Annotated in this window: 17 protein-coding genes and 1 pseudogene; 9 read left to right on the forward strand and 9 right to left on the reverse strand. The window is 71.5% G+C overall.

Translation table 11 applies throughout. The features are described from left to right. Window positions 1-197: 197 nt before the first annotated feature. The 6 genes from ACGF15_RS14555 to ACGF15_RS14580 all read right to left on the reverse strand — a co-directional run bounded on the left by ACGF15_RS14555 (window position 198) and on the right by ACGF15_RS14580 (window position 7,532). Complete coding sequence (locus tag ACGF15_RS14555; protein WP_392799440.1) at window positions 198-761, reverse strand: hypothetical protein; 564 nt, start codon at window positions 759-761, stop codon at window positions 198-200. Next, the gene (locus ACGF15_RS14560; RefSeq protein ID WP_392799015.1) at window positions 716-1,690 is read right to left on the reverse strand and encodes a hypothetical protein; all 975 of its coding nucleotides are present in this window, start codon (window positions 1,688-1,690) and stop codon (window positions 716-718) included. Before ACGF15_RS14560 ends, ACGF15_RS14555 begins: the two co-directional genes overlap by 46 nt. Further along, window positions 1,687-3,678, reverse strand: a complete 1,992-nt coding sequence (locus tag ACGF15_RS14565) for an ABC transporter ATP-binding protein (RefSeq protein WP_392799018.1) — start codon at window positions 3,676-3,678, stop codon at window positions 1,687-1,689. Before ACGF15_RS14565 ends, ACGF15_RS14560 begins: the two co-directional genes overlap by 4 nt. Further along, complete coding sequence (locus ACGF15_RS14570; protein ID WP_345614976.1) at window positions 3,675-4,142, reverse strand: NUDIX domain-containing protein; 468 nt, start codon at window positions 4,140-4,142, stop codon at window positions 3,675-3,677. Before ACGF15_RS14570 ends, ACGF15_RS14565 begins: the two co-directional genes overlap by 4 nt. Before the next feature lie 857 nt (window positions 4,143-4,999). Further along, window positions 5,000-6,829 (reverse strand): sensor histidine kinase, encoded by a 1,830-nt coding sequence (locus ACGF15_RS14575; RefSeq protein WP_392799022.1) that lies wholly within the window; start codon window positions 6,827-6,829, stop codon window positions 5,000-5,002. After that, complete coding sequence (locus tag ACGF15_RS14580; protein ID WP_345614974.1) at window positions 6,819-7,532, reverse strand: response regulator transcription factor; 714 nt, start codon at window positions 7,530-7,532, stop codon at window positions 6,819-6,821. The genes ACGF15_RS14575 and ACGF15_RS14580 overlap by 11 nt, the downstream gene beginning before the upstream one ends. A 91-nt stretch (window positions 7,533-7,623) precedes the next feature. Here ACGF15_RS14580 and ACGF15_RS14585 point away from each other — a divergent pair, with 91 nt between their 5' ends. From ACGF15_RS14585 to ACGF15_RS14600, 4 genes are read left to right on the forward strand one after another with little or no spacing between them, the layout of a single operon-like run. Further along, a complete protein-coding gene (locus ACGF15_RS14585; protein ID WP_362610121.1) occupies window positions 7,624-8,244 on the forward strand; it encodes a hypothetical protein in 621 nt (206 codons plus the stop codon). A gap of 19 nt (window positions 8,245-8,263) precedes the next feature. Beyond that, window positions 8,264-9,466: a hypothetical protein gene (locus ACGF15_RS14590; RefSeq protein WP_392799026.1), complete on the forward strand. Its 1,203-nt coding sequence runs from the start codon at window positions 8,264-8,266 to the stop codon at window positions 9,464-9,466. After that, a complete protein-coding gene (locus ACGF15_RS14595) occupies window positions 9,463-10,164 on the forward strand; it encodes an ABC transporter ATP-binding protein (RefSeq protein ID WP_345614971.1) in 702 nt (233 codons plus the stop codon). Before ACGF15_RS14590 ends, ACGF15_RS14595 begins: the two co-directional genes overlap by 4 nt. After that, window positions 10,161-11,381: an ABC transporter permease gene (locus ACGF15_RS14600; RefSeq protein ID WP_392799029.1), complete on the forward strand. Its 1,221-nt coding sequence runs from the start codon at window positions 10,161-10,163 to the stop codon at window positions 11,379-11,381. Before ACGF15_RS14595 ends, ACGF15_RS14600 begins: the two co-directional genes overlap by 4 nt. 277 nt (window positions 11,382-11,658) lie before the next feature. Here ACGF15_RS14600 and ACGF15_RS14605 read toward each other — a convergent pair whose 3' ends face one another. The 3 genes from ACGF15_RS14605 to ACGF15_RS14615 all read right to left on the reverse strand — a co-directional run bounded on the left by ACGF15_RS14605 (window position 11,659) and on the right by ACGF15_RS14615 (window position 15,437). Next, the gene (locus ACGF15_RS14605) at window positions 11,659-12,108 is read right to left on the reverse strand and encodes a DUF5707 domain-containing protein (protein ID WP_392799032.1); all 450 of its coding nucleotides are present in this window, start codon (window positions 12,106-12,108) and stop codon (window positions 11,659-11,661) included. A 745-nt stretch (window positions 12,109-12,853) separates the two neighbouring features. Beyond that, a complete protein-coding gene (locus ACGF15_RS14610) occupies window positions 12,854-13,033 on the reverse strand; it encodes a hypothetical protein (protein WP_392799035.1) in 180 nt (59 codons plus the stop codon). Between the two features lie 181 nt (window positions 13,034-13,214). Next, window positions 13,215-15,437, reverse strand: a complete 2,223-nt coding sequence (locus ACGF15_RS14615) for a GDSL-type esterase/lipase family protein (protein WP_392799038.1) — start codon at window positions 15,435-15,437, stop codon at window positions 13,215-13,217. A gap of 309 nt (window positions 15,438-15,746) precedes the next feature. Here ACGF15_RS14615 and ACGF15_RS14620 point away from each other — a divergent pair. The 5 genes and pseudogenes from ACGF15_RS14620 to fabG all read left to right on the forward strand — a co-directional run. Further along, window positions 15,747-15,954, forward strand: a pseudogene (locus ACGF15_RS14620) (IS5/IS1182 family transposase); the annotation flags it as partial. 283 nt (window positions 15,955-16,237) lie between these two features. Next, window positions 16,238-16,510, forward strand: coding sequence for a hypothetical protein (locus ACGF15_RS14625; protein ID WP_392799040.1), 273 nt, complete (start codon window positions 16,238-16,240; stop codon window positions 16,508-16,510). Between the two features lie 236 nt (window positions 16,511-16,746). After that, window positions 16,747-17,634 carry a HipA family kinase gene (locus ACGF15_RS14630; protein WP_392799043.1) on the forward strand — a complete coding sequence of 296 codons (888 nt, stop codon included), beginning with the start codon at window positions 16,747-16,749 and terminating at the stop codon, window positions 17,632-17,634. Next, window positions 17,631-18,014, forward strand: coding sequence for a DUF3037 domain-containing protein (locus ACGF15_RS14635; RefSeq protein ID WP_392799046.1), 384 nt, complete (start codon window positions 17,631-17,633; stop codon window positions 18,012-18,014). Before ACGF15_RS14630 ends, ACGF15_RS14635 begins: the two co-directional genes overlap by 4 nt. A 197-nt stretch (window positions 18,015-18,211) precedes the next feature. Continuing rightward, a complete protein-coding gene (fabG, locus tag ACGF15_RS14640; RefSeq protein WP_345614961.1) occupies window positions 18,212-18,973 on the forward strand; it encodes a 3-oxoacyl-ACP reductase FabG in 762 nt (253 codons plus the stop codon). The last annotated feature ends 3 nt before the right edge of the window (window positions 18,974-18,976 follow it).

Raw genomic sequence — 18,976 nt, forward strand, 5'->3', positions numbered from 1 at the left:
GAGCGGCTCACTCTTTGCTCATTCTTGACGCTCCCCGTGCCCGTTCCTCACGCGGAAAGGCCGCGGCCCCGGCTCGATGAACCCTCAGACACGGTTGAGCCAGGGGTAGTTGAGTCCCCTGGCGTCGAAGGCCTCCTCGGGGGCGAGGCCGGTGCGGGCCGCGGTGGTGAGCGGTGCAGGGGTGTCGTGGACCTGTTTCAGCCCGAGCAGTCCGCGGGCGAGCCGTCGGCGGCCGCGGTGACTTCCACGCGGTATCCGGATCCGGAGCCGAACTCGGGGCCGGGCTTCCGCTCCTCCGCCTCCAGGATCTCCTTGGTCAGGAAGTAGACGTCCAAAGCGGCCGCCCGGTCTCCTTCGTCCCTGGTGAAGCAGAGGCCGGTGAACTGTCCGCCGTTCGACGCCCCCTGGTCGGGGCGGTCCGGCTTCCAGCCCTCCTGCTCCGCCACGGTCCGGTAGTGCGCGGCCACTTGGGCCTTGTCCCCACGGAGGACGTAGGTCCGCGAGGCGTACAGCTGCACGTCGCCGCTGTCCTGCCAGCAGCCGGACTCCGGCTTCTCGAAGCCCTTGGGTACGACGGCTCCTTCAGGCCGTGAGTCCAGGACGCCGTACGACTCCAGCTTCTCGACCCGGCTCTCGGTGCCCTCGCACCCCGAGGCGGACGCGGCGTCGGCGATCGACTGGCATCCGGTGAGCGCTCCGGCTGCCACCGCCACCGTCAGGAGCAGGCCGGCGCAACGGCCGGTTCCCGTGTGAAGTGACAAGTCGACTCCCCTGGTTGATGGGCCCGGGCGGCCGGACTTCCGCAGGCCCCGGGGCGCGCACGGCCGGTCACGTTAGCACGCTGCTCCTCGGCTCTCCCGGCGAGGTGGAACGGCTGGTGCTGTCGTCGCCGGTTCGGCCGAGGGCTTCGAGGAGGGCGCCGGGCTGTTCGCGCCCGTGAGGGTGGCGAGCGAGGCAGGTCTCGACGGTGGTGCGGATGCGGTCGTGCGACAACGGCATGGGGCTGCCTCAGGGGACTGCGGCCTCCACCTGGTCCGGGCTGCGCACGGCGCTGCCGTCCCCCTGCCGTCGTCTCCGTCGCCGATGCGCTCATGGGCCGGCCGGGCGAGGGAGGCTCCGCGGACGACCGCGGCGGCGGGCCAGTGCCGTGGCGGCGGGTCGAGGACCTGGTGGTCGCCCTCGGGGTCGACTTCCAGGGCGGGGGCGAGCCGGTCCACGGACAGCGGGGTGCCGTCCTCCGGGGGCGGCCGTCTCGCAGGAAGCGGACGGCCCTCTCGGTGACGGCCGGGTCGATGTCGAGGGTGGTGACGTGGCCGGTCGGACCGACGAGTCCGGCGGTCAGGGCGGCGTTGCAGCCGCCGGAGCCGATCTCCAGGACGCGACGGCCGGGCTGGACGCGAGCGGCTTCGAGCATGTCGGCCCGCAGCCAGGGCGCGGAGACGGAGCCGGTGGTGGTGCCGTCGGGGCTGTGGCGGGTGGCGACGACGTCGTCGGCGTACGCGGCGACGAGGGAGACCTCGGGGGCGAGAGCGTGCCGGGGCACGGCGCGCACGGCACGGTCGACGGCAGGGGTGCGGATGTGCCCGGCGGCGGCGAGCCGGTCGGCCGGCCGGCGGCGCAGGTCGGTGGCCTCGTCGAGGTCCGTGGTGGACGGTGTGGTCACGGCGGGCCTTTCGGCCGGGCGGGTCATACCTGGTCCGAGACGGTGGGCGCGGAGGGGCGGGGGACGGTCGCGGTCGGGGCGTACTGGGCGGCCTGAGCGCCGAACATGGCGGCATACCGGCCGCGGGCGGCGATGAGTTCGTCGTGGGTGCCGTGCTCGGCGAGGCGCCCGTTGTCGAGCACGTAGATGTGGTCGGCGTGGCGCACGCCGGACATGCGGTGGGTGACCAAAACGACGGCCCGGTTCGGGGCGGCGAGGCGCCGGATGCGGTCGAACGCCTGGATCTCGGCTTCGGGATCGAGCGCGGAGGTCGGCTCGTCGACGATCAGGACGCCGTCGGCCTCTGACGTGGAACTGCGCCAGTGGGTACGGGCCAGGCCGACCTTCTGCCATTCGCCGCCGGAGAGTTCGATGGCGCCGCGGAACATGCGGGCCAGCAGGCTGCGCAGACCGTCGGGGAGTTTGGCGATGACGGGCCCGGCGACGGCGTAGTCGACCGAGGGCTTCAGGTCGTCGTCGGTGGCGGGGTGGTCGGGTCGGCCGAGGCGGATGTTCATCGCGGCGGTCACGGGCCAGCGCTGGAAGTCCTGGGTGAGCAGGCCGACCCGCGCGAAGACCTGGGCCCGGTCAAGGCCGGTGAGGTCCGCCTCGCCCCAGCGCAGACTTCCGGAGGCGGGGAGCAGCATCCCGGAGAGGATCTTCATCAGGGTGCTCTTGCCGGAGCCGTTCTCGCCCACCACCGCGGTCACCGACCCCATCGGCAGGGTCAAGGACACCCCGTCCAGGGCGAGGGCGTCCCGGTCGGGGTAGCGGTAGCTGACCTGGTCCAGAACGATCTCCTCGACGCGCTCCGGTACGGGTGCCCCGCCGACGGGCAGCGTCCGCCGGCCGGCCTGGGTGAGGAAGCGGCCGTGGTCGCGGACGTACAGGCTCTCCTCGTGGAGCTGGTTGATGTTCATCACCAGTCCGCCCAGGCTCGCCGAACCGGTGCGCACGGCGATGACGGCGGTCCCGGCGACGGCGAGGCTCATGTGCCCGGCCGTGATCAGCCAGAACATGGCGCCGTAGGTCGCGGCCATCGCCAGGCCGGACAGAGCGGAGGCCGCCCATTCGGTCAGGGCCTTGCTGGAGGCGAGGCGTTCCTGTTCGGCTTCGGCGCTCTCGGCCATCCGCTCGTAGCGACTCAGGAGGAAGGCGCCGACGGCGTGGAGGCGGACCTCCTGGGCGGCGGTGCGTTCGGTGAGCAGGTTGCCGATCAGGCGGCTGGCCCGAACGTGCTCGATCCAGCTCATCACCGACACGTACCGCTCCTGCGCCACGCGCATGGCGCCCCAGCCGCGCGGGGCGGCGATGAGGACCAGCATGGGCAGCAGCACCGGGTGGAGCACGGCCAGCACGCCGGCGATGGTGATCAGGGAGATGAGGCCGTTCAGCGCGGCGACGCAGGCGCTGATCATGCGGCGGGCGGAGCCGGGCCCGTGCTGGGCGATGTCGACGAGGCGCCGGAAGTCGGGGTCGTCGATGGCCTCCAGTTCCACCTTGGCCGCGGCGGCCAGGTACTGGGTGGTGGCGATCCGCTCGACCTTGGGCTCCAGCCGCCCGGCGCGGGAGGTCGACCATGCGGACAGGGCGGAGTTGACGACGCCGACGACCGCGGCGGCCAGGAGAGCGGGCAGCAGGGCGTGCAGACGGTCGGCAGCGCTGCCGCTGCCGGCGAGCAGGGCGTGCATGACGGCGTTGACGGCGAGCAGGCCGGCCGCAGCGGCGATGCCCTGGCCGATCTCGCTCGCCCCGACGGAGAGCAGGGCCCGCCGGTCGGCCTGCCACGCCATGCGCAGCGTGGCGCCGACCAGCGCCGGCATGGAGCGCAGCGCGGACATCATGGTCAGGTCCAGCGTCGCGTGCTCGTGCTGGGACCAGCCCATGTCGTAGCGCAGGGGGCCGCCGAACAACTCGTGCTCGGCGTCGGACACCTGCGGATCGGCCATCGTGACGGGGCCGAAGAACCTCTTCACCGGGCGCCTCCCGCAGAGCAGTTCGCGGCCCGGTAGGACGGGCCCTGGGTGGGCATGGGGAAGATCGTGGCCGTGGAGGGACGGCAGTCGGGCGACGGGCGCTCCATCGGCACCCGGAGGAGCCCTTCGTGCTGGTCCGGCTCGGCGTTGTACGGCTCACCCGTCCACGACTGGGCCACGAGTACGGCGGTGATCCGGTCTGTCCCACCGCCGGGGCCGTGGTGGTGGATGAGGCCGCACAACTCCTGCCGGTCCGCGCTGAGAGGGACCCCCGCCTCCTCCTTCGCCCCGCGCCGCGCGGCGCGATCGAGCGGTTCTCCGGCCTCCAGGTGGCCGCCCACGACGGTGAGCCGGCCCGGTGCGAGGACGTCGTCCGCCGTACGGCGCACGCACAGGGCGGCGCCGTCGGACCGGAGCAGGACCCGGGCGACGTCGGCGGTCAGCAGGTGAGGTGCCTCGCTCACAGACGGCCCTCCCACACCCGTGCGACGCCGCCCCGGTCCCGGCGCGGCGACGACGGCGTTGCCGCGCCGGAGACCGTGGGCGGGAGTGCTGGTGGCATCGGCTTCGGGGCACACCCTCAGCGCCCGGCCCGCCGCCGCGACGGGCCGGGGACCGTCACACCTGCTGGCTGGGTTCGCCGGCCTCGACGGGACGGTGGCGTGCGTCATGCCAGGTACCTCGCATCCGGTCGTGCCCCACGGGCGCAGCGGGCGTTGCGGTCGATGACGCAGTGCAGAGGGATGCCCGAGGAGCCGGTGGAGCTTTCGAACACGGGATGACCGAGCGCAGGGAGGCGTACGGGATTCACGGGGGCTCCTCGGGTCGGATGCGGACTGGTGATCGGATAACGGGGGTTGTCGTACCCCCGTAACGGGCAGAGGCGGGCGAAATCTAGAACCCGAATCCGAATACCGGTCCCTCTCCTTCTGCGGTCTGGCGGGGCGGGCTGGGATGCCGTGTTCGATCACTCATGTGGGTTGCGGTACCTCCTCCGGGGGATTGCGTGGTGCCGCCTGGCCGTCTCGGAGGAGCCGCCGCAACTCCGCGTCGCCGAGGGCGACGGACTCGGACAGAGCCCGCTGGTGAGCCGCCGGCAGGGCGCCGGCACCGAGACCCGCGTTCGTGACCACCGCGCTGGGCGAAGCTGCCTGCTCGGTGCCGAGGACTGCCCGGGCGACCGGGTGGGCCGGCACCTCGCACGCGGCAGAGGCGTCGAGGCCGGCCGCTTCGGCGGGAGCGGACGTGAATGAGGGCGCCGCTGGTAGCGGACGGCGGTGACGGGCACGCCGGCTGCGCTTCAGCGGGGCACTGGGCCCGGTCATGTCGGCAGGCGGAGGGTGAAGACGGTGCCGCGGCCGGGGGCGCTGGCTGCTGACACGGTGCCGCCGTGGGCTTCCACGAGCTTGCGGACGATGGCCAATCCCAGTCCGCTGCCGCCGGTCTGCCGGCTGCGGGACTTCTCGGCTCGCCAGAACCGCTCGAAGACGTGGGGCAGGTCGGCCGGGCTGATCCCGGCACCGGTGTCGGATACCTCGATCAGCAGGCCGTGTTCACCGCGCCGGGCTCGCAGTGTGATCCGGTCCCCCCGTGAGGTGTGGCGTACGGCGTTGGAGACGAGGTTGCCTACCGCCTGGCGCAGCCGCAGCGGGTCCGCTGACACCTTCGTGTCGCCTTCGACGTGTACGGCGAGGACGATTCCGGCTGCTTCGGCATGGGCTCGGTGCCCGGCGACCACCTGGTGCAGGAGGTCTTCCGCGTGGAGCGGTTCGGGATGCAGGCGCATGGTGCCCGCGTCGGCGGCGGCGAGGTCCTGGAGGTCGTCGATGATGTGCTGGAGCAGCAGGGTCTCCTCCAGAAGGGAGGCGTTCAGCTGCTCGTCGGCGGGGATGACGCCGTCCTGGGCCGCTTCGAGCGTGCCGCGGATGGTGCTGAGTGGGGTGCGCAGTTCGTGCGCGATGTCGCTGACCATGACTTTGCGTTGCTCCTCGGCCCGCGCGCGGTGCTCGGAGAGGTCGTTGAAGGCTGCGGTGAGGAGGCCGATCTCGTCCCGGGTGGTGACGGGGACCCGGATGTCGGGCCGTGCGGGGTGGCGGGCGGCACGGGTGAGTGCCCGCAGCGGGTGCACGAGGCGCAGCCCCACCGTGGTGGTGACCCCGACGGTGACCAGGAGGACCAGGGCGGTCACGGCGGCGATGCGACCGGTGTTCGCGGGGGACAGGTCGAAGCCGGGTATCGCGGCCTCGGACTCGGCGCTGACGTACAGCAGCGCCGCTGGAGCCACCGAGGAGGCGAGCTGCTCCCGTCGGCTCGTGTCCACGCAGTTGCGCGTTGCGGCGTCTGCGTCGCCCTCGCGTCGGGGCGACCGGAAGTCGAGGCCGATCTCCACGGGTGGCAGGTGCAGACGTTGCAGACAGGCGGCGACCAGCGTGTTCAGACCGGCAAGTGCGGTGCGTTCGCTGGCGGTGGGCGCATCGAGGTCCGCCAGCGCGCAGGACTCACCGGCATAGGTGGCGGATACGGCCTGGTCTCCGTATTCGCTCCTGAGTTTCTTCGCGAGTTGTTCCGACGGTCCGGTGACCTCGACACGGGGGCGGCCCGCGGGGGTGCTGGAGGAGCGGTGGTCCCAGCCGAATCGGGTGAGGCATTCGGCGGCTTTCCCCGCGGCGCTGACCAGTCGGCTCTGGTCGGCTTCGGACAGCCGGTAGGGGCCCACGGCCTGTGGATCGATGCGGTCGGCTCCGGAGGAGGGTTCGAGTGCGGGATCCACCCACAGCGGGTCGATGACCGCGAACGCCTGGTGGGGGAGCGACTCGGCATGCGGCGTGGAGTCCGCGAGGGAGCGGCGCTGGCGGTCCTGCGTGGTGAGCGTGATGCGCCGCCCGGTGCGGTCGGAGAGGTCCCGTACGGTCTGGTCGACGCCCTCCCAGCCCGGATGGGTGGCCGCGTACGTCATGAGGGTGCGGTAGACCGCCGTGTCGTCGGCGAGTACCTGCCCCTGTTGTTGCCGGATGGCGACGGCTGTGGTGCGTACAGCCAGCCAGGCGGTGGCCGTGACCGAGCAGACGGCGATGAGCAGGGCGGCTGCGAGCAGTCGGAACGTCAGGCTCCGGTGCAGTGGAAGTCGGGCCTGGGTCGAGTCAGCGCGCACGGAGGTCCTCGCCACCGTCGTCGGCGAGCTTGTAGCCGACGCCGTACACCGTCAGCAGGTGCACTGGGCGCCGCGGATCCGGTTCGATCTTCCTGCGCAGGTTCAGCACGTGGACGTCGACGGTGCGCTCGGTGATGTAGTGGTGGGTCCCGCGAGTGACCCCGAGCAGCTGTTTGCGGGTGAAGACCCGTTGCGGCTCGGCGGCCATCACGGCGAGGATCTCGAACTCGCAGGCCGTGCAGTCCACGGGCCGTCCGTCCACGAGCACGGTGCGGCGCAGCGGGTCCACGGTGAGGCGGCCCGCGCGCAGGACCTGCGGCTCCTTGGCGGGGCAGGAGCGTTGCGCCCGCCTGAGGAGACTGCGTATCCGGGCCATCAGTTCGCGCGGGCTGTAGGGCTTGGTCATGTACTCGTCGGCACCCAGGTCGAGCCCCCGCAGCAGGTCCTCCTCTGTGGAGCGGGCGGTCAGCATGAGGACGGGCAGCTCCGACTCCCGGCGCAGGATCCGGCATACGTCGAGGCCGTCGACTACGGGCATCATCACGTCGAGCACCAGCAGGTCCGGAGGTTGTCGGCGGACCTCTTCGAGGGCCGCCGACCCGTCGTGGACCAGCCGCGGGACGTGTCCCTCGTGTTCGAGGTAGCGGCCGATGATCGCGGCCTGTTTGATGTCGTCCTCGGCCACCAGGACATATGCGCACATGCGGGGAGCCTAGCCACGTCCCGAGCACGCCGAACAGGACTCTGATATCGGCCTGACAAGAACTTCATATCCTTCGTTCAGGGTGGTCGCCATGCCGAACCACACTCCCCCAGCGCACCCCTTTGCGTTCACGCGTCACCGCCGGCTGGCCGCCACCGCCCTGGGCACCGCGGCATTCCTCCTGCCCACGGCATGTAGCAGTGGCGAGGGCAAGAGCGAGGAAGCGGGTGTCGCCTCGATCAGCGAACCGGCTCCGAAGGCCACGACCAGCGCCGGGGGTTCCGGCGCCTCCGCCGGCGCTTCGCTCGACTCTCAGCGCCCCCAGTTGCGTCTGGACTCCTCCAAGGAGGAGGTGGCCCGTCTGTACAACGCCTGGGCGTCATGTCTGGAACAGCATGGGTTCCACAACTTCCAGGACGTCGTCAAGGACGGGCAGCGGGTACCCGTGCACGACGATCCCGCGCTTCCCGCGGCCCGCGCACAGTGCGAGTCCAAGGTGCCGCTCGGTCCGCCGGAGCTGGACAGGAACCGCAATCCCCGGTTCGCGGACGACTGGCGCGAGTGGATCGCCTGTATGCACCGGCGCAACTACAAGGTGATTCCGCTACCCGACGAGGAGGGATACGACGTCCCGGACGGCCCGATCCCGCCCGATGCGATCCAGATCGAGAACGAGTGCCGAACGGAGGCGTTCGGTGCCGGGAAGAAGTAGCCGTCGGCGTCGCGTAGCCGTGGCGGCGGCAGTCGTGACGGCCCTGGCCGGGGGAGGCGTAGGGGTCCTCTTCGCCTCCCCCGGGGACGTGACCCGCGCGGAGGCGAGCGACCCGGCCGATGTGCGCACCGTGACCGTGACGCGGACAGACCTCTCCACCGCCGTGACCAAGAGCGGCACCCTGAACTACGGCAGGTCGTGGACGCTGAAGGGCCCTGCCGACGGGCGGGTCACCCTGCTGCCGGCGGCTGGTGCCTTGATCGGGCGCGGACAGCAGCTCTACCGCGTCAACGACCGCCCGGCCATGGTCTTCTACGGGGCCACCCCGCTCTTCAGACGGCTGGACGCCGCAGGCATCGTCGGCCGCGACGTGCGTGTGCTCGCCGACAACCTCCAGGCCCTCGGCTACGACATCGGCCCCCAGCCCGCCGTCGGCACTCTGATCACCCTGCCGCCCGGCGCGCCCACGACCGCGGGGACTCCCTCGCCCGCGGCCCCGACCGGCCCGGCAGACCCCAAGGGGGGCCACGCCGGAAGCGGACAGAAGGATCCGGCGCCGCCTGCCGCGTCCCAGGACCCGACCCCGGTCCGCAAGGGTGACGCGGTGCTGACGCCCTCGCTGATCGCGGCCCTCAAACGCTGGCAGCAGAGTGCCGGCATGGCCCCCACCGGTGTACTCGACGCCGGTGACGTGATCGTGACGACCGGGCCCGTACGCGTCGGCGACGTCAAGGCGCAGCCTGGGGACGACGCGGCGGGTGAACTGCTGTCGCTCACCGGCACCGAGAAGGTGGTGACCGTCCCCGTGACCGCACAGGACTCCGCGTCCTTCCAGAAGGGCCAAGCGGTCACCGTGAGCCTGCCGGACGGCGCCACGGCGACCGGCAGGATCAGCGCCGTCAGCACCGTCATTCAGAGCGCCGACTCGGCGGAGGGCGTCGACGCCGCGCCGAAGCGCACGGTGACCGTCCAGGTGGACGACGCGCGCAAGCTCGACCGCATCGACGCCGCACCCGTGCAGGTGCAGTTCACGGGCCAGACCAAGCAGGGGGTGCTCGCTGTGCCCGTGGGTGCTCTCGTCGCGCTCAGCGAGGGCGGCTATGCCGTCCAAGAACCCGACGGCCGACTGATCAAGGTCACCACCGGGATGTTCGCCAAGGGCCTGGTGGAGGTCAGCGGCAGCGGGCTCAGCGCAGGCCTGAGGGTGGTGACGACCTCATGACGGGCGGCCCCGATACCCGTGTGCTCGCCGTCGAGCGCGCGAGCATGGTCTACAGCGGCGGGGTCAAGGCCCTGGACGAGGTCTCCGTGACCATCCGTCCGGGGGAACTGCTGGCCATCGTCGGCCCCTCCGGATCCGGCAAGTCCACCCTGCTCAATGTCATGGGCACCCTGGACCGGCCCACCAGCGGCACCGTGTACTGCGGCGGCCAGGACGTCGCCGCTCTCTCCGACCGCCGTCTGTCGGCCCTGCGCGGACGCTGGCTGGGCTTCGTGTTCCAGCAGTTCCACCTCACCGAGGGGCTTACCGCCGCCGAGAACGTGGCCACCGGCCTGCTCTACGCGGGGGTGCCCCGCGCCCGCCGACGCCCTCTGGCCCTGGAGGCACTGCAACGCGTCGGACTGGCCCGCCGAAGCGGCCACCTGCCGCACCAGCTCTCCGGCGGCGAGCGCCAAAGGGTCGCCATCGCCCGCGCGCTGGTCCACCGTCCTGCCCTGGTCCTCGCCGACGAGCCCACCGGCGCACTCGACACCGTCAACGGCCGGGCCGTGCTCGACCTGCTCACCGAACTCAATGACGAAGGGACCACCATCGCCGTCATCACACACGACCGCGATATCGCCAGGACGTTGCCCCGGCGCATCGAGATCCTCGACGGCAGGCTGGTCTCCGACACCCGCGGAGCGGACCCCACATGACCCACCGCAGCACAGCGCCGGACACCAGGCCCGTGCGCCTGTCGCCGCTCGACATCCTGGCCCTGGGGATGCTGGGCATCCGTACCCGCAGGATCCGGGCGGCCCTGTCCGCCCTCGGCATCTCCCTCGGCATCGCCACCATGATCGTGGTGACCGCCGTCCCGGCGTCCAGCCAGAAGGCCCTGCTCGCACGGCTGACGGCGCTGGGCACCAACATGCTCGAAGTCAGACCCGTACCGGACCAGAAGCCACCGGTCCTGCTGCCGCAGGAGTCGGTCGCCATGGCCGGCCGCATCGGCCCGGTCACCGCGGTCAGTGCTGTCGCCAACACCCATGCGGTGGTCCACCGCTCCGACCACGTCGATGCGGCCGACTACGCCGGACTCAGCGTCCTGGCCACCAAGGACGACCTGCTGCCCGTCATCAACGCGGAGGTCCGGGCCGGAGTCTTCCTCGGCCCGGCGACCCGATCGTTCCCCACCGCTGTCCTCGGCTCGGTCGCCGCGACCCGGCTCGGCGTCCCGGACCTGCCACCGGGCGGCCCGGCGCCGCAGATCTTCGTCAACGACCGCTGGTTCACCGTCATCGGCATCCTCGCCGCCACCCCGCTCTCCCCCGACATCGACCGCTCCGTGCTGGTCTCGTGGGACGCTGCCCGAACAGAGCTGCGCTTCGACGGGCACCCCACCGTCATCTACGTCAAGGCGCGAGAGCCCGCCCTGGAAGCCGTCCGGTCGGTTCTCGCCGCCACCGTCCACCCGGAGCTGCCCGGCATGGTCCAGATCAGCCGCCCCTCGGATGCCCTGGCCGCCAAACGCGCCACTCAGACCACGTTCTCGGCGCTCTTCCTGGGCCTGGCCGCGGTCGCCCTGCTGGTCGGCGGCATCGGGGTTGCCAACACCATGGTCATCTCCGTACTCGAACGCAGGCGCGAGATCGGGCTGCGCCGGGCGCTGGGAGCGAACCGCGGCCAGATCCGCGCGCAGTTCCTCACCGAATCCGTCGCCCTGTCCGGCCTCGGCGGCCTGAGCGGCACGCTGATCGGCGTCCTGGCCACGCTCGGCTACACCACCTACCAGGGCTGGCCGCCGGTCATCCCCTGGTTCTCCATGGCCGCCGGCATCGGGGGCGCGATCGTGGTGGGCATGGCGGCTGGGGTCTACCCCTCCATCAGGGCCTCCCGCCTCACCCCCACCGAGGCCCTGGCCACGGTGTGACCGGCCATGGGCCGACCGCGCCGGGACTCGACGATGCCCCCGTACGATCACCGGTCCCCGGGCTCTCGGGGGGCGTCCCGGCGCCGCAACGGAGGCGACCTCTGGGTTCAAGGGTGCCGTGATCGCGGCGGCGAGACCGCCTGCCGCGCCCGGAGCGGGCAAGGACCCGGTCTCCGGGCATTCGCCCCGGCGTCCCGCGCAACTCCGGGCACGCCTCTGCACCCGTGCCGGTCACGAACAGGACGCCGTCCGGCGCGCATCGGGGCACCCGAACGGCTCAGAGTCCGGTGGTGAAGGCTGCCGCCCGGGGCACGAACGTGTTGCCGCCGTCCTTCGAGGTGACCAGGACCGCGACGTTCCAGACACCCCCGGGTGACTCGGCCACATCGCTGCCGGTGACGGGGACGGTGTAGCGGCACATGGCAGCCCCGCCTCCGGACGGAGTGCAGGCGGCGGACTCGACGGCGGCCATCTCCTGCTTTGTCGGGGCCTGCTGCATGCTGTCGGGCCATGCGAGCACCTTGACATCGCGGACACCGGAGTCATCCGACACCCGGGCCGTGAAGGTGAGCGACCCGTCCCGGCCCTCTGCCGGGGCCGCATAGTTCGCGGTGGCGTCCCGCAGTGCCGGACCGGACTCGGACGCCTGGGCCGCGAAGGCGTATGCGCCCGCCGCTCCGAGAACCGTGGCACCGGCGAGGGAAGAGACGATGATGCGCCTGGACATGAGACAACCCCTAGGGAGTCAACTGGTCGGCCACGCTCGCGGCCACGACTCCATGGTCGTCCGGGCACCGCCTCGCGGACCTGAGTACCCCTACTCATATGGATCAGAAACTCATGGGGTTCCGGTCCAGGATGTAGCGGACGTGCGGGCCGCCGCAGTAGCCGCGGACGATGTGCGGCTGACGTCGGCGTCGGCGCAGGAAGCGGCAGCTCTCGGTTGACCGACTCCTCGGCACCAAGCTCCGGCGAGTAGGGGCGCCAGGAAGTGCGAATCGACGTCGTCGGGCGGGCGGCGAGCCAGCCACTCGCGGACCTTCCTGGACCGGTGGACGGAGTGCCCGCCGACCACGAGATGGACCTTGTGGCCGGCGAGCCGGTCCGGGAACCGGCACATCACCTCCGCGGTGAAGCTCTCGATGAAGACCGCGGCGTGTATCCGGCCCTGGGTGCCAATCGCCGACATCGCGTTCGCCGAGAGCCGATTCCCAAACACCGTCGTCGACCCCCCCGATGGGCGACACCGTCCAGCAGGCCCTGCGCGAGAGCGACCTGGATCCAGTGCTCTCCACCGCCCGCTGAGGGCGTGCGTCACCGGCGAACGCGGTCCGCCACGGGGTCGATACCAGAGCCCCGCGGCGGCACCCGGACGTCCGCCCGCCTGAACTCTCGGGAAGATGGGGGGCCGAATCGCTCCCTGGCGTAGCGAGCCCGGCGGTGCCGCACAGAAGCGGGACCGCCGGATGCGCTCACCTTCGGGACGAGCCGACCTTGCGCACGATCCCGTTGCACAGCCACACGGGCACGGCCCCGCCGTCAGCCACCCAGTAGTAGCCGCCGCGGCCGTCGCCGTGGACGTCGGCGAGTTCGGCCTGCTCCCTGGTGGCACCAACCCCGGCGACCTGCCCTGGGCGGACCAGGTGGACCACTCACGGGTGCTCGCCCAGGCCCTGATGCGCCCTTCGACGCCGATGGCCATGTGGCCATCCCTGCCGTCACCATTCATGTCGGCGAAGACCACGGGGCGCCGGTCGATCCGGCGCCCCGGGCGAACTGTCCTTCAGCGGTGGCACCGGACCATACGAAGCCCTGCCGGTCCCCGTTGTCCGGCTACTGCCAGCGGTCGTTCAGCCAGCAGCTCACCACGCCGTCGGCGCGGACGACGAGGTAGTCGTCGCGGCCGTCACCGTCGATGTCGGCGTACTCGATCGAGTTTCTCGCGGCACCCACGCCCGAGGCGAAGACGCCCTGGTATTTCCAGCCGCCACCGCCGGGACCGAACCGGTTGAGCCAGACCTTCGTCTGCCCGAGGCCTTCAACGACCATATAGTCGTCGCGGCCGTCACCGTCGGCGTCTGCGAAACGGATCTGGTCGCGGGTGGCCCCGACGCCGGTGGCGACCTCGCCCTGGTAGGCCCAGCCCGCGACACCGTTGTACTGGTTGAGCCACCCCTTGACCCTGCCGCCGGAGCTGACGACGAGGTAGTCGTCGCGGCCGTCGCCGTCGAGGTCGGCGAAACGAACCTCGTCCCGGGTCGCGCCCACACCTGAGGAGACCACTCCCGCGTACTTCCAACCACCCACGGAAACGTTCAGCCAGGCCTTGGCGGCACCCTGGCCATCGACGACGAGGTAGTCGTCGCGGCCGTCGCCGTCGAGGTCGGCGAAACGAACCTCGTCCCGGGTCGCGCCCACAGGGCGCGTGATGGTGCCCTGCCAGTCCCAGCCGTCCTCGGGGGGAGTGCCCGTGCCCGGAGTGCCCGTGCCGGGAGATCCCGTGCCGGGAGTGCCCGTGCCGCCGCAGGCGGCCGGATCCCCGGCCACAGGGGCGGCGAGCTTTGCCGAGTACAGGACGTGCCGCACAGCGCGGTGGAACGCTGCGGCCATCTTGGTGTATCCGGCCGCGTTGGGGTGCAGCGAGTCACTCATGTCGGCGGTGGTAACCGCACCCATGTCCACGAGCCGGATGAACTGGCCTCTTGCCCGCTGCTCGGCGACGATGCGCGGAAGCTGCGCGTTGTACACGCGGACCCGGGCGTTGACTGAACCCGACGTGGACGGGACGAGGGTGGCAACCAGGACGGCCATGTCCGGATCCCGCTTGCGCAGCCGCTCGAGGAGCGCGCGGAGCCGGGCCGGGGCCACAGCAGCCGTGGCTGCGTCGCGCATGTCGTTGGTGCCGATGTGCAGGGTGACGACATTCGGGCGGTAGCGCGCGACGGTGCAGTCGGCGATCTCGTCGATCTGACCGATTCTCCAGCCGGGATGCCCTTCGTGGTCGGTATCCGCCAACTGCCCCGAGTCCTGCGAGCCGACGAAGTCCAACGACGAGGTGTCGTCCTGGAGTGCGGTGAAGAGCTGGGCGCGGTAGCTGGACTGCCCGGGGGTGCCGACTCCGTGCGTGATCGAGTCCCCGAGCGGCAGCACCTTCGCCTGCGCGGTGCCGATGCCGTGGGAGAGCCGGCGGACGGTGTCGATGATGAGCTGGGCCACATCGGGGTTGAACAGATTCTGCAGGGCGGTCAAGGGGGTCCGCCATCGGGTGAACACCGCTGCGTACTCCCCCAGCTTCTCCTGCACGCTCTCGATCAGCGGGCGGGCCTCGAGGTTGACGTAGCTCAGCAGCTCGCCCAGCAGAGCTCCACCCACGGCGCCGAAGAACGCGGTGCCGATGGTATTCCCCACTATTGTCCCGTCGATGGGATGACCATCCAACGTGGCACTGAGTAGTTCACCGGTGGCACCTGCGAGCGCGCCGGACACGGCCCCGCAGACCGGGGCCGCCGCCGGAGCCCCGACGTTGAACGCGAGCAGGCACAGAGACGCTGACAGCGCAGTGACCCCCATAACGGCCGCACCCACCACCAGCTTCCTCCAGAGGCCGTCCCAGAAGCCGGCGGTACCGACATCACTGGCGGGAACCACGATTACCAGGCTCGTGCCCACCACCCGTACGGACCCGTCGAAGTCGACGTCATTCGGCTCGCTGTAGTAGTCCACACTGTGGCGTTCGGCGCGCAGTTCCAGCGCCTGGCTCAGCGACAGGCCCCGCGCCATGTCGGCCTGGGTCTCCCTGGCGGTCTGCATCAGCAACCCGCGCATCTGCTCCGGGCGCCGCGTTGGGTCGAAGTCCAATGCCAGTACGAGATCGCTGTCGCCGCCGGCAAGCGAGCGCAGGTCCCCCGCGTCGCGCGCACAGCCCACCCGAAGACTGCTGCCGTTCTCCGGAATCTGCTTCGGCGCGAAGGACGAGCCGAAGGACGCGCAGCCCCCGTCGGCCGCCGCCGCAGGACCCGGTGCGACGACCACTGCCAGGGATGCCAGCAGAGCCACTGACAGGAGGGCCGACGTCAATCGAGCAAACGTCAACAAAGGTCTGTGACAAGACAGTTGAAGGATCCATCTGGAATGCATCATGGCGGGCATGCTATGGCCGGAGGGTGACGCTCCGGAGTGATCGGCATGCGACTTCACAGCCCTTTAAAAACTCTGACACCGGGAGGGGTTTGCTGGTGTGCGGGCAGTGAGCCCTTCCCGGCAAGCGGTCGTCGCTCGCTGTGAGATCGCGGTCCCCGTGCTGCGACTGCGTCCGACGAATTCAACTCCGGGCAGAGGTAGCGCCTCTGGGTCGAGGTCGGGGCCCGCAAGGGGCGGCGTGCGCTGGGCTGTTTCCGGTAGGCACACCTGATCCTGCGCGGTTCCTCGATGGTGCACGGCTGGCCCAACTCGACGTGACAGCGGCGGCCTGTCGATCTCTACCGCCTACCGCTGCCTCCATGACGGGCTGACCGTTGTGGAGGCCGGGGCTCCGGACTCGGCCACCGCCCTGAAGCGCGCGAAGGCGGCCGGGCTGGCACGCTCAGTGGCTGATCTGGGGTCTTGCTGTTTGGGTTGAGGGGGTGGTTCGTGTGCTGATATCCGTTTCCGGAGGAGGGCGGGTGCGGGATGGGGGGAAATGCCTTGCCGGCGCGACCCTTTGGCCAGATGCTCGGTAGACGGCCCGGGCATGCGCCGAGATCCCCACGCCGGTGGCATTCGCCGAGGGCCTGCACGGCGTTCCCCCGCGCAGGACTGGCCGTCTTCCGGGACGGACTCGGGGGCGGGCCGGAGGGCCCGCCCGCAACCGCATTGCCGTGGTGCTCGGTCTGGGGTGCGGGCTGAGGCAGGGTGAGGTGTTCGGCCTGGGCCCGGCGGACATCGATGACGAGCGGGGTGTGCTCCACGTCCGCCGACAGGTCCGGACGGTCGGCGGCAAGCAGTACGCCGCCCTGCCGAAGGGGGCCGGGGCGCGCGGCGTCGACCTGCCCGACTCGGTGGCTCGGGAGCTGAAGCGCCACCTTGCGGCCTTCCGCTGCGAGAAGTGGAACTGCCCTGGGGAAGGCCGGAGGCGGGGGAGTCCGTGGTGACCGTTGCGCGGTGGCTCGGGTGCTCCTCGCCGGCTGTCGCTCTGGGGTACTGCGCACACGTCATGCCCGAAGCCGGAACGAAGGGGCGGGCCGTGCTCGACGGGCTGCTGGACAGTCGGCGGCCCGGTGGAGACTCCCCGGATTCTCCCCGGGGCTGACGGGGCAGGACTCGCCCGGATGCGGGTTCTCGGCCGTTCCGTGGATTGCCAGGGGAGCGGGCCGTATAGCCTGGCGAAATGCTGACCGAAGTGACGGCGACCCGCTATGTCACGCCCCTGCGTGAGGGCGGATCGCTCCCTGGGATCGTCGAGGCCGATGACCTCGGTACCTATGTCATGAAGTTCACCGGCGCGGGGCAGGGGCGCAAGACCCTGGTCGCCGAGGTCGTGTGCGGGCGGCTCGGGCGTCGGCTCGGGTTGCGCGTGCCCGAGCTCGTGGCGATCCAGCTGGACCCCGTGATCGGGCTCTCCGAGCCGGACCAGGAGGTGCAGGAGCTGCTGAAGGCGAGTGGCGGGCTGAACCTCGGCATGGACTACCTGCCCGGCTCGCTCGGCTTCGATCCGCTCGCCTTCGAGGTGAGCCCCGAGGAGGCGGGCCGGGTGGTCTGGTTCGACGCACTGGTCAACAACGTCGACCGCTCCTGGCGCAACCCCAACCTGCTGGTCTGGCACGGCGATCTGTGGCTGATCGACCATGGCGCGACCATGATCTGGCACCACAACTGGCCCGGGGCGGCGGCCTCCGCGGCCCGGCCCTACGACGCCTCCGACCATGCGCTCGCCCGCTACGCGCCCGATGTGGCCTCCGCGGCGGCGGAGTTGGCGCCGCGGATCACCGAGGAGCTGCTGGACGAGGTCACCGCCGAGGTGCCCGACGCCTGGCTGCTGGGCGAGCCCGGCTTCGAGGACCCGGACGCCGTGCGCCGGGCCTACGCGCGGGCGCTGCTCGACCGGGCGGCGACGGTCCACGAGCGGATCACCCTCGGCGCCCCGAGCGGGCCCCGGGTGCCGCAGCCCCCGGGCTGGCTGACCGACCACCTGGGCCCCTGGCCCCACACGGCGGGCGAGAGCACGGGGGCGGACTCCGGCGCGGCGGGGCGCACGGCGGAAGGGAGCACGCGGTGAGCGAGCGGGAGGTCTTCGAGTACGCGCTGCTGCGCGTCGTCCCGAGGGTGGAGCGCGGCGAGTGCTTCAACGCCGGTGTGGTGGTCTACTGCCGGGCTCGGTCCTTCGTGGCCGCCCGCACCCATCTGGACCTCGTCCGGCTGCGCGCCCTGGACCCCGAGGCGGATGTGACGGGGGTCCGGGCCGCGCTGGCGGCCGTCGAGGGTGTGTGCCGCGGCGGCGACGACGCCGGGCAGGCCGCCCGGGACGACGCGGGTCGGCGCTTCCGCTGGCTGATCGCGCCCCGTTCCACGGTGGTGCAGCCCGGCCCGGTGCACACCGGTCTGACGAGCGACCCGGAGGCGGAGGTGGAGCGCCTGCTCGACCTGCTGGTGCGCTGAGCGGTCCCCCGGCCGCGGCGGCGCCCTCCGGCCGGGTGCGAGTGGCTCCGACGGCCCCCGGCGGCGTTGACACCGGGTGCCGGGGCTTCTAGCGTCGCTCCTGTCGAGGTACTAAGCGGTCGCTCAGGGGTGTGGCCCCGAGGCCGCACCGGGACCCGGCTCAGGCATTGACGGGCTCAAGGGCGAGGAGAACCAGCATGTCCACCACCGAGCAGCGCGTGGCCGTCGTCACCGGCGGAGCGCGCGGCATTGGCGCCGCCACCGCGGTCAGGCTCGCGGCCGAGGGGCGCGCGGTCGCCGTCCTCGACCTCGACGAGGCGGCCTGCAAGGACACCGTCGAGAAGATCACCTCGGCGGGCGGGCGGGCCCTCGCGGTCGGTTGCGACGTCGCCGACGCGGCCCGGGTCGAGGCGGCGGTGGCCCGGGTGGCCGAGGAGCTCGGTGCGCCCACGATCCTTGTCAACAACGCCGGTGTGCTGCGCGACAACCTGCTCTTCAAGATGAGCGAGTCGGACTGGGACACCGTGGTGAACGTCCACCTCAAGGGGGCGTTCCTGATGGCGAAGGCGTGCCAGAAGCACATGGTGGACGCGGGCTTCGGCCGTATCGTCTCGCTCTCCTCGTCCTCGGCCCTGGGCAACCGCGGCCAGGCCAACTACTCCGCCGTCAAGGCCGGCCTCCAGGGCTTCACCAAGACCCTCGCCAAGGAGCTCGGGAAGTTCGGCATCACGGCGAACGCGGTGGCCCCCGGCTTCATCGCCACCGAGATGACCGCGCAGACCGCCGCCCGGGTGGGCATGGGCTTCGAGGACTTCCAGGCGGCCGCGGCCACCCAGATCCCGGTCCAGCGGGTCGGCCACCCCGAGGACGTCGCGCATGCGATCGCCTTCTTCACCGGCGACGAGGCCGGGTTCGTCTCCGGTCAGGTGCTGTACGTGGCCGGCGGCCCGCTCGACTGACAC

Origin of the sequence: Streptomyces sp. NPDC048001, assembly GCF_043203115.1 — a bacterium.
Taxonomy (GTDB): domain Bacteria; phylum Actinomycetota; class Actinomycetes; order Streptomycetales; family Streptomycetaceae; genus Streptomyces; species Streptomyces sanyensis.

Excerpts from the sequence above, each read along its gene's own strand:
- ACGF15_RS14560 (WP_392799015.1), bottom strand. The coding sequence starts at position 1,690 with ATGACCCGCCCGGCCGAAAGGCCCGCCGTGACCACACCGTCCACCACG.
- ACGF15_RS14580 (WP_345614974.1), bottom strand. The coding sequence starts at position 7,532 with ATGTGCGCATATGTCCTGGTGGCCGAGGACGACATCAAACAGGCCGCG.
- ACGF15_RS14585 (WP_362610121.1), top strand. The coding sequence starts at position 7,624 with ATGCCGAACCACACTCCCCCAGCGCACCCCTTTGCGTTCACGCGTCAC.
- ACGF15_RS14595 (WP_345614971.1), top strand. The coding sequence starts at position 9,463 with ATGACGGGCGGCCCCGATACCCGTGTGCTCGCCGTCGAGCGCGCGAGC.
- ACGF15_RS14600 (WP_392799029.1), top strand. The coding sequence starts at position 10,161 with ATGACCCACCGCAGCACAGCGCCGGACACCAGGCCCGTGCGCCTGTCG.
- ACGF15_RS14605 (WP_392799032.1), bottom strand. The coding sequence starts at position 12,108 with ATGTCCAGGCGCATCATCGTCTCTTCCCTCGCCGGTGCCACGGTTCTC.
- ACGF15_RS14630 (WP_392799043.1), top strand. The coding sequence starts at position 16,747 with ATGCTGACCGAAGTGACGGCGACCCGCTATGTCACGCCCCTGCGTGAG.
- fabG (WP_345614961.1), top strand. The coding sequence starts at position 18,212 with ATGTCCACCACCGAGCAGCGCGTGGCCGTCGTCACCGGCGGAGCGCGC.